This is a genomic window from Caenimonas soli, from assembly GCF_013155545.1.
Classification (GTDB): Bacteria; Pseudomonadota; Gammaproteobacteria; order Burkholderiales; family Burkholderiaceae_C; genus Ramlibacter; species Ramlibacter soli.
Map to the genome: position 1 here is coordinate 255,829 of NZ_JABJVV010000010.1, position 8,877 is coordinate 264,705.

Below are 8,877 nucleotides of genomic sequence, written 5' to 3' on the forward strand. Positions count from 1 at the left end.
CATGATCATCGACCGATTGGCAGACTTCCTGCACGACAACGACGCGGCGCCGCTCACGCGCCGAAATTTCCTCAACGTCAGCCTGGGCGTCGGGGGCAGCCTGGTGGTGGGTATCGGCCTGGGTGCGGCCGCGAGCGACGCCTCGGCGGACTCCGCAGGCACTGTGTTGGCGCCGAATGCGTTCGTGCGAATCGACGGCACCGGTCAGGTCACCGTTATCACCCCTTACGTGGAGATGGGCCAGGGCACATACACGTCCATTCCCATGCTGGTCGCGGAGGAGCTGGAGGTGGACCTGCCAACCGTGCGCTACGAGCACGCCCCACCGAGCGACAAGCTCTATGCCAACCCGATCTTCGGCATGCAGATGACGGGTGGGTCCACGTCCATCCGAGGCACCTATGAGCCCCTGCGCCGCGCAGGCGCCACAGCCCGCGTGATGCTGGTGCAGGTTGCGGCGCAACGCTGGGCCGTGCAGCCTTCCGAATGTCATGCGGCTCACGGCGAAGTGCTCCACACCGCGAGTGGCCGGCGCCTGAAGTACGGCGCGCTGGTCGCCGATGCGGCCAAGCTGCCGGTGCCGGAGAAAGTGGAGTTGAAGGCCGCCAGCCAGTTCAAGCTGATCGGCACGCCGGCGAAACGGCTCGACACACATCTGAAGGTCAACGGATCTGCCGTCTACGGCATCGACGTCAAGCTGCCCGGAATGAAGGTGGCGACGCTCGCCCAATCGCCCGTGTTCGGGGGCAAGCTGCACAGCCTTGACGACAGCAAGGCCAAGGCCGTGCGTGGCGTGCGCCAGATCGTGCGCCTGGACGATTGCGTGGCCGTGGTCGCCGATCACATGGGCGCGGCCAAGAAGGGACTGGCCGCGCTGGTGATCGAGTGGGACGACGGCCCGAACGGGCGCCTCACGACGGCCGACATCGTCCAATCGATGGAACGCGCCTCCCAAGGTCCGGCAGCGACGGTACGCAAGGAGGGCGACTACGCCGTGGCCATGGCCGGCGCCGCGCGGAAGATCGAGGCGGTCTACCAAGTCCCGTTCCTCGCGCACACCACCATGGAGCCGATGAACTGCACGGTGCACGTGCGCGCGGACAGCTGCGAGGTGTGGACCGGCACCCAGGTCCTCAGCCGCGCCCACGCGGTGGCGGCCAAGGTAACAGGCCTTCCGCCCGAGAAAGTCGTAGTCCACAACCACCTTTTGGGCGGCGGCTTCGGTCGTCGGCTCGAAGTCGACGGCGTGGCCCGCGCCGTCCAGATCGCCAAGCAGGTCGGAGGGCCCGTGAAGGTCGTCTGGAGCCGGGAGGAAGACATCCAGCATGATATGTACCGGCCCTACTTCTACGACCGCCTGAGCGCCGGCCTGGGCCCCGACGGCAAGCCCGTGGCCTGGAGCCATCGCATCACCGGCTCCTCGATCCTGAAGCGTTTCGCGCCGCCCGCCTACGTTAATGGTTGGGACTTCGAGACGGTCGATGGCGCTGCGAAGCCGCCTTACGGCCTCGGCAACGTCTTGGTCGAGTACGTCAACCACGAGCCGCCACAGATCCCGACCGCCTTCTGGCGCGGCGTGGGCCCGACGCACAACGTCTTCGTGGTCGAAAGCTTCATCGATGAGCTGGCGGCTGCTGCCCGGCAGGACCCGGTCGCCTATCGGCTTTCACTGCTGGGAGCCAACCCGCGCGCGAAGGCCGTGCTGGAACTGGCCGCCGAGACGGCCGGGTGGAGTCGCCCCTTGCCGAAAGGCCAGGGACGGGGCGTGTCCGTGCAGTTCGCGTTCGGGACCTTCATGGCACAGGTCGCCGAGGTCGAGGTGCAACCCTCCGGTGAAGTGCGGGTGCGGCGTGTGGTTTGCGCGCTCGATTGCGGCGTGGTCGTCAACCCCGACACCGTCAAGGCGCAGGTGCTCAGCGCCACCCTGTTCGGCATCACCGCCGCGCTGTGGGGCGAGATCACTTTCAAGAACGGCCGTGTAGAGCAATCGAACTTCCACGACTACCGCCCATTGCGCATGAACGAAGTGCCTGAGATCCAGGTCCACATCATTCCCAGCACCGCCGCGCCGGGAGGCATGGGAGAGCCCGGCACTTCCGCCTTGGCGCCGGCAGTGACGAACGCCATCTTCGCGGCCACCGGCAAGCGCCTGCGCAAGTTGCCGGTCGATACCGGGACTCTCAAGCAAGCCTGAGCTGGCTCACCAGGAAACCGGCTCGGCCTTCGCGGGCCGGCCGGCCGGGGCGTGGAAGTGCAGCAGGCCGCGGCGCTGCGCCACTGCGGCGGCCTCCATGCGGTTGACCGCGCCCAGCTTGTCCAGCACCGTGCGCATATGTGCCTTCACCGTCCCTACGGTGATCTCCAACCGCAATGCGATCGCCTTGTTGCTCGCGCCCTGGCCCACCAAACGGACGACTTCCAGTTCGCGCTGCGTCAGGGCCGGGCCGGACAGGCTATCCACGATGCGTCCCGCCACCGCGTGGCTAACGTATCGTTTGCCTTCCGCCAGGCTGGTCACGGCGTGGACCAGTTCGTCCAGCGGATCGCCCAGCACCAAGTAACCGCTGACGCCGAGATCCAAGGCGCGGCGCACGTCGCCCTCCGAATCGCAGTGGGTGACCAGCAGGACAGCTGGCGCCGGCACTCGATGCCCGAACCGGCGGTAGCGATGAACGCACTCGATGCCGGTCTGGTAGTCACAGGCCACCACATCCGCGAGCGGCCAATCGCTCGCCGGCGCCGAGGGCCCGTTCGCCGCCCACCAATCCACGGGCTCCACCGAGACGGTCAGGGCCATCACCTGCCGCAGGACGGCAGCGATGCCCGCCGACACAACGGGCTCTGCATGAACCACCACGACATTCACTTTGCGACGAGTTTCCAGAAGATCTCTCCTTCGTCGATCCGGGCGCGCAAGCCTCTGCGTTTACCTTCTTGAACGACCTGCTGACTAGTGCTCGACGGTACCGGGCTCCTGTGATGCCGCCTTCTTGACCGCCCGCAGAATCTCCTTGGACAGGGCCTCGTCATCCACGGCGCGGGCCAAGACGATGGCGCCGACCATGCTGGCCAAGGTCACCTCCGCGCGCTGGCGTTTTTCGGCCTTGGACCTCCCGGGCACGACCTCGGCCAACGTTTCCAGCAGTGACTTCGCGGCGTCAGCGACCACGCGGCGCACCTTCGGGCCCTCGCGCGCCGCCTCCGAGCCCAGTGCCGACACGATGCAACCACCCCCCGGCTCGTCGCGATGCGACACAGACACGTAGGAAGCGACCAGCGCTGACAGGGGGTCCGGGGACCGGGCTGCGGACGCCCGCCACCACTCCAGCAAGCCTTCGGAGGCACGCGCGCTGGCCTGCGCCATCAGGTCTTCCTTGGACTCGAATTGCCCATAGAAGCCCCCGTGCGTCAAGCCTGCCTCCTTCATCAGTTCGGCGACGCCGACACCGTTGAATCCACGCTCCCGGAAGAGCTTGGCGGCGACGTCGAGCACCCGCTCGCGGTTCTCCGAAGCCTGTTCACGACTGACACGCATCACGATCTCCTTCCTGTTTGCAGGGTTGCTCCATTATAAATGACGATCGACATATAATCCAATACATGATCATCATCATTTAAATAGGAGAGCCCCTTGAAGTCCGTACTTTCCGCCGACGCCCCTCCCGCTGCCGCCAACGAGGTGCCCTTTAAGTCTCCGAGACGCCTCTCCCCTACCTGGGCGCTTTGGCTGAACGGATTGATCCTCGTCACCTTCCTCGCCGCCTCGAGCGCGCCTTCCCCGCTGTACGCCATCTACCGCGAGGCCTGGGGCTTCTCGGCGCTCACGCTCACCGTCGTATTCTCGAGCTACGCGCTGGCCTTCCTGGCGGCGCTGCTGGTTTTCGGCAGCCTGTCCGACCACAGGGGCCGGCGTGAAGTGGTGCTTGCATCGGTCGCGCTCGAGCTCGTGGCAGTGCTGCTGTTCTGGCGCGCCGATTCTGTGGGTTGGCTGCTGGCTGCACGCGTCCTGCAAGGACTGGCGACCGGCATCGCGACCAGCGCAGTGGGCGCCGGGCTGCTCGACTTGCACCGTGAGCGGGGCGCATTGGTCAACGCGGTGGCCCCCATGGTCGGCCTGGGCATCGGCGCACTGGTCACAAGCGCCTTGGTGCAGTTCGCGCCGGCGCCGACGCAACTGGTATTTCAGGTGCTGCTGGTGGTCTTTGCGATTCTGGCGGTGGCGGCCTACTACCTGCCCGAGACGGCCCCGCTCCGGCCGGGCGCATGGCGCTCCCTCAAGCCGAGCTTCACGATCCCGGCGCGGGCCCGCTCGACGATGTGGAAGATCTTGCCCGTCAACACCGCGCAATGGGCGCTGGGCGGCTTCTATCTGTCCCTAGGGCCGACGCTGGCGCGGGAGGTCACGGGAAGCTCGGCCCCGCTGGTCGGCGGGGCATTGATCGCGGCAATGGTGCTGGGCAGTGCACTCGCGATTGCGCTCATGCGCCAGCGTGCTCCGCAATCGGCGCTGATCGCAGGTGCGGCGGCACTGGCCATCGGCATCGTCATCGCGATGGCTGGTGTGCAGTTGCATTTCACGGCCGCCTTCTTCTCCGGGACCGTCATCGCCGGGCTCGGGTTCGGCGCCGCCTTTATTGGCTCGCTGCGCAGCCTGGTGCCACTTGCGGCACCCGCCGAGCGCGCGGGTCTCATGTCCGGCTTCTTCGTCGTGAGCTATCTCGCCTTCAGCATTCCCGCCATCGCCGCGGGGATGCTGGTAGGCCAGTTCGGCCTGCAGCCGACCACGCTGGGCTACGGCCTGGTATTGGCATCGATGGCTGCCACCGCATGGCTTGCGATAAGGCTGCGCGGCATCACCCCAGCCCTCGCCGGTTGATGACTCTCAACCCTTTTTGAAGGACCTTTCTCGTGAAAATTCGTGACTCAATCGCTTTCGTGACCGGTGCCAACCGCGGCCTTGGCCTTTCCATCGCCGGGGAACTGCTGGCCCGGGGGGCCAAACAAGTCTATGCCGGGGTGCGCAGCACCAGCAGCTGGGAGGCGGACATTCCCGGGATCGTGCCGATCCAGCTGGACGTCACCGACCCAGTTTCCATCGCGGCCGCCGCAGCGCAATGCCCTGACGTGAATCTGCTGGTCAACAACGCAGGCATCGCCCGCGTGACGGAAAGCACCCTGGATCCCGCCTGGATAGCCACGGCTCGCGAGATTTTCGAAACCAACTTCTACGGTGTGGTCCTGACCACGCAAGCATTTGCGCCCGTGCTCGCAGCCAACGGTGGCGGGGCCATCCTCAACGTGCTGTCCGACGCATCCTGGTTCGCCCGGCCCCTGCTTTCGGCCTACTCCGCGACCAAGTCCGCTGCCTGGAGCTTCACCAACGCCGCCCGCATCGAACTGCGCGAAAAGAACATCCAGGTGCTGGGACTGCATGTCGGATTCATGGATACCGACATGACCGCCGGCTACGACCTGAAGAAAACCAGTCCGCGGGAAGTCGCTTCTCAGGCCCTCTCTGCGCTTGAGAACGAACAGCAAGAAGTGCTGGCCGACGAGAACACGCGATTCATCAAGCAAAGCCTTTCGGGCAATCAGCCCTATTACCTCAACGTGCCTGCACTGGCCTGACCCAAGGAACTTCACATGACGACATCTGACAAGGGCACCGCCCTCATCACCGGCGCCTCTTCCGGCATCGGCGCCCTCTATGCGGAACGGCTCGCCAAGCAGGGCTACGACCTGATCCTGGTGGCGCGGAACAAAGACCGCCTGGCCCAACTCAGCGACCGTCTGCAGCGCGAAACCGGGCGCAGCGCGAGGGTGGTCGCCGCCGATCTGACAATTCCGAAGGATCTGCGATCCGTCGAGGAACTCTTGCGCCAGGATGCCGGCATCACCATGCTGGTCAACAACGCCGGCTTCGGTTCGGCCGGCACCCTGCTCGATTCCGATCCCGACTGGCTGGAATCCATGATCCAGCTCAACGTTGTTGCCCTCACCCGGCTGACCCGTGCGGTAGCGCCGGCTTTGGTGGAGCGCGGCAAAGGCATCATCGTCAACATTGCCTCCATCGTCGCGCTGGCGCCCGAGGTCCTGAACGGCACCTACAGCGGCACCAAGGCCTATGTGGTGAACTTCACGCAATCATTGCATCGCGAGCTCGGGCCCAAGGGCATCCAGGTTCAAGCGGTGCTCCCCGGCGCGACGCGCACCGAATTCTGGGACGTGGCCGGGCTGCCCAGCCAGCATCTGCCGGCGGAGATCGTGATGGAGGCCACAGAATTGGTGGACGCCGCCCTGGCGGGCCTGGCCCTGAAGGAATTGATCACCATTCCTTCCCTGCCGGATGCTTCGGAATGGGACAGGCTCGACAGCGCGCGCTTGGCGCTGGGACCCAAGCTGTCACTGGAACACGCTGCCGCCCGCTACAAGCAGTGACATCGCGGCGTCCGGCTAGCTCTCCGGCCTCGCCCCATCGTACGCGCGCTGCAGCAGTTCGCGAATCTCCGTGCGCTGCGCCCCGCCGATCAGGCGCGGATTCCAGTAGGGATTGCTGACGGCAATGTCGGCCGCACGGTCGAGGTCCCGGGCCTGCATGCCGATGTCTTTCAGGGCCACCGGCGCTCCGTTTTCCTTGGCCAGGTCGTAGAGGCCGGCCGCCGCCGAGGGCGCGCCGATAGCCCGCGCGATGCGTGCCATGGCCTGTGGCGCGGCCACGGCGTTGAAGGCCATGGCTTGCGGCAACACGACGGTGTGCACCTCGGCGTGCGGCAGGTTGAAGCTGCCGCCCAACGTATGGCACAGCTTGTGGTGCAGCGCCATACCCACGTTACCGAGCACCGCACCGCACAGCCAGGCGCCGTAGAGGGCGTCGCTGCGCGCATCCACATCATCCGCCTTGCGGCGGATGGCGGGCAGCGCTCGCGCGATCGCGGCGATGCCCTCCTCGGCCATCAGGTCCATGATGGGGTTGCTGTCCTGGGCATACAGGCCTTCGGCCGCGTGGGCAATCGCGTTCATCCCGCTGGTCACGCTGATGGCCACGGGCAGCGTGAGCGTGAGTTCGGGGTCATAGATCACGGTGCGGGGCAGCACGCGAGGGTCCGTGCCAGTCTTCTTGAGCCCTGCTTCGGTGATGCCGTAGATGGGCGTCATCTCGCTACCGGCGTAAGTGGTCGGAATGGCCAGTATCGGCAGGCCCGAGTCGAGCGCAATTGCCTTGCCCAACCCCGTAGTGGAGCCGCCACCGATGGCAATGGCGCAATCGGCGCCCAGGCGCCGGGCCTCGTCGCGCGCCTCGCGCGCGGTCTCCATCGGCACATGCATCACGGCGCGGGGGAAGATGCCGGCGGCGCGCGGGCCCAGTCGGTCGGCGATCGCCTGGGCCTGTCGAGCCTGGCCGGGCGTGGACAGCACCAGGGCCCGCCTGGCGCCCAGCGCCTCGATTTCCCGCTCCAGGTGGTGGATGGATCCGGCGCCGAACACCACTCGCGACGGTTTGCTGTTGAAGGTGAAGCTGCGCATGATGACTCTCAGGCGTTCGCGGTAGAACAGTCCCCCTCATCTTGCCATAGCGGCGGCACGCTCATTCAATCGCCGCGCGGAAGACTATCTGCCGAGTGACAGGTATTTCCTTTCATGGGGCGTGCGCCTAGATTCGGATATCGGTCACTCCCGATCGAAGAGTATTTCGCCACTCGCATCGGCGATAGACATCAAACGAATCATGAGCACTCAGCAAAAAGTCGCCATCGTCACCGGCGCATCCCAGGGCATCGGCGCCGGACTGGTCAAGGCGCTTCGCGACCGCAACTACCGTGTCATCGCAACGTCGCGCTCCATCAAGCCATCCGATGACCCCGACATCCTCGCGGTCGCGGGCGATATTGGCTCTGCCGATACCGCGAAGCGCATCGTCTCACAAGGGCTCGAACGTTTCGGACGCATCGACAGCCTCGTCAACAACGCGGGCATCTTCATCGCAAAACCATTCACGCAGTACACGCAGGCCGATTTCCTCTCGAAGATCGCAACCAACGTCGCAGGTTTCTTCCACATCACCCAAGCAGCCGTCGAGGTGATGGAACGCAACCGGTCCGGTCACGTGGTGAGCATTACGACGAGCCTTACCGACCATGCAAACGCCAGCGTGCCCTCGGCCCTCGCGTCGCTGACGAAGGGTGGCCTGAACTCGGCGACCAAGTCGCTCGCCATCGAATACGCCGCTCGAGGCATACGCTTCAATGCGGTGTCTCCGGGCGTCATCAAGACGCCGATGCATTCACCCGAGACCCATGCCGCGCTTTCGGCACTTCATCCAGTGGGCCAGATGGGCGAGATCCGCGACATTGTCGACGCTGTGCTCTACCTGGAGTCCGCCTCTTTCGTGACAGGAGAGATCCTGCACGTCGACGGCGGCCAGAGCGCGGGGCACTGAATCACAAAGCAACCATCTTGAATGAATAAGTCAGACGACCGTGGCGATCTCGTTGCTCCAAGGCGACTTGGAGCGGGCGATGGCATTCAGGATGACAAGCAGCTTGTGCATGCAGGCCACCAATGCCACCTTTTTGGGCTCGCCTGCTGCCAGCAGGCGAGCGTAGAAGGCCTTGAGAACGGGATTGAACCGTGTGCCCACCAGGGCGGCCACGAACAGCACACGGCGCACGTCTGCGCGCCCGCCGAAGATGTGGCGCTGGCCGCGCAAGGTGCCCGAGTCGCGGTTCATCGGCGCCAGCCCGACCAGAGCGGTGATCTGCTTGCGATTGAGCTTGCCCAGCTCGGGCAATTGCGCCAGCAGCGTGCTGGCCGTGGTCGGACCCACGCCCTTGACCGAGGTCAGAAGCTTGGCCAGGTCCGCATGGTGGGCGCGGATGT

At 65.6% G+C, this 8,877-nt stretch carries 9 protein-coding genes; 5 read left to right on the top strand and 4 right to left on the bottom strand.

Annotation, left to right across the window (positions count from 1 at the left end):
• Position 1 precedes the first annotated feature (1 nt).
• Entirely contained in the window at positions 2–2,194 is a 2,193-nt protein-coding gene (locus HNE04_RS17505; RefSeq protein WP_172221843.1) for a xanthine dehydrogenase family protein molybdopterin-binding subunit, read from the top strand.
• A gap of 6 nt (positions 2,195–2,200) precedes the next feature.
• Here the strand turns inward: HNE04_RS17505 and HNE04_RS17510 are convergent, their stop codons facing one another.
• Together HNE04_RS17510 and HNE04_RS17515 are read right to left on the bottom strand one after the other, a co-directional pair.
• A complete protein-coding gene (locus HNE04_RS17510) occupies positions 2,201–2,857 on the bottom strand; it encodes a response regulator transcription factor (protein ID WP_172221847.1) in 657 nt (218 codons plus the stop codon).
• A 93-nt stretch (positions 2,858–2,950) separates the two neighbouring features.
• Positions 2,951–3,535, bottom strand: a complete 585-nt coding sequence (locus HNE04_RS17515) for a TetR/AcrR family transcriptional regulator (RefSeq protein ID WP_172221850.1) — start codon at positions 3,533–3,535, stop codon at positions 2,951–2,953.
• Between the two features lie 96 nt (positions 3,536–3,631).
• Here HNE04_RS17515 and HNE04_RS17520 point away from each other — a divergent pair, with 96 nt between their 5' ends.
• From HNE04_RS17520 to HNE04_RS17530, 3 genes are read left to right on the top strand one after another with little or no spacing between them, the layout of a single operon-like run.
• Complete coding sequence (locus HNE04_RS17520; RefSeq protein WP_207717605.1) at positions 3,632–4,876, top strand: MFS transporter; 1,245 nt, start codon at positions 3,632–3,634, stop codon at positions 4,874–4,876.
• Between the two features lie 32 nt (positions 4,877–4,908).
• Positions 4,909–5,628 carry an SDR family oxidoreductase gene (locus tag HNE04_RS17525; protein ID WP_172221852.1) on the top strand — a complete coding sequence of 240 codons (720 nt, stop codon included), beginning with the start codon at positions 4,909–4,911 and terminating at the stop codon, positions 5,626–5,628.
• A 15-nt stretch (positions 5,629–5,643) separates the two neighbouring features.
• Positions 5,644–6,438 carry an SDR family NAD(P)-dependent oxidoreductase gene (locus HNE04_RS17530; protein ID WP_172221854.1) on the top strand — a complete coding sequence of 265 codons (795 nt, stop codon included), beginning with the start codon at positions 5,644–5,646 and terminating at the stop codon, positions 6,436–6,438.
• 15 nt (positions 6,439–6,453) lie between these two features.
• Here HNE04_RS17530 and HNE04_RS17535 read toward each other — a convergent pair whose 3' ends face one another.
• Positions 6,454–7,524, bottom strand: coding sequence for a maleylacetate reductase (locus tag HNE04_RS17535; protein WP_172221856.1), 1,071 nt, complete (start codon positions 7,522–7,524; stop codon positions 6,454–6,456).
• Between the two features lie 202 nt (positions 7,525–7,726).
• Here HNE04_RS17535 and HNE04_RS17540 point away from each other — a divergent pair, with 202 nt between their 5' ends.
• Entirely contained in the window at positions 7,727–8,437 is a 711-nt protein-coding gene (locus tag HNE04_RS17540; protein WP_172221858.1) for an SDR family NAD(P)-dependent oxidoreductase, read from the top strand.
• Between the two features lie 30 nt (positions 8,438–8,467).
• On the opposite strand, the gene HNE04_RS17545 is transcribed toward HNE04_RS17540, so the two are convergent.
• Positions 8,468–8,877, bottom strand: a 410-nt coding sequence (locus HNE04_RS17545) for a transposase (RefSeq protein WP_172221860.1), incomplete at its 5' end; no start/stop codon positions are given.

What these genes read in the sequence shown, in the direction of transcription:
- HNE04_RS17505 (WP_172221843.1), top strand. Translation starts at nt 2, where the DNA reads ATGATCATCGACCGATTGGCAGACTTCCTGCACGACAACGACGCGGCG.
- HNE04_RS17515 (WP_172221850.1), bottom strand. Translation starts at nt 3,535, where the DNA reads ATGCGTGTCAGTCGTGAACAGGCTTCGGAGAACCGCGAGCGGGTGCTC.
- HNE04_RS17530 (WP_172221854.1), top strand. Translation starts at nt 5,644, where the DNA reads ATGACGACATCTGACAAGGGCACCGCCCTCATCACCGGCGCCTCTTCC.
- HNE04_RS17535 (WP_172221856.1), bottom strand. Translation starts at nt 7,524, where the DNA reads ATGCGCAGCTTCACCTTCAACAGCAAACCGTCGCGAGTGGTGTTCGGC.
- HNE04_RS17540 (WP_172221858.1), top strand. Translation starts at nt 7,727, where the DNA reads ATGAGCACTCAGCAAAAAGTCGCCATCGTCACCGGCGCATCCCAGGGC.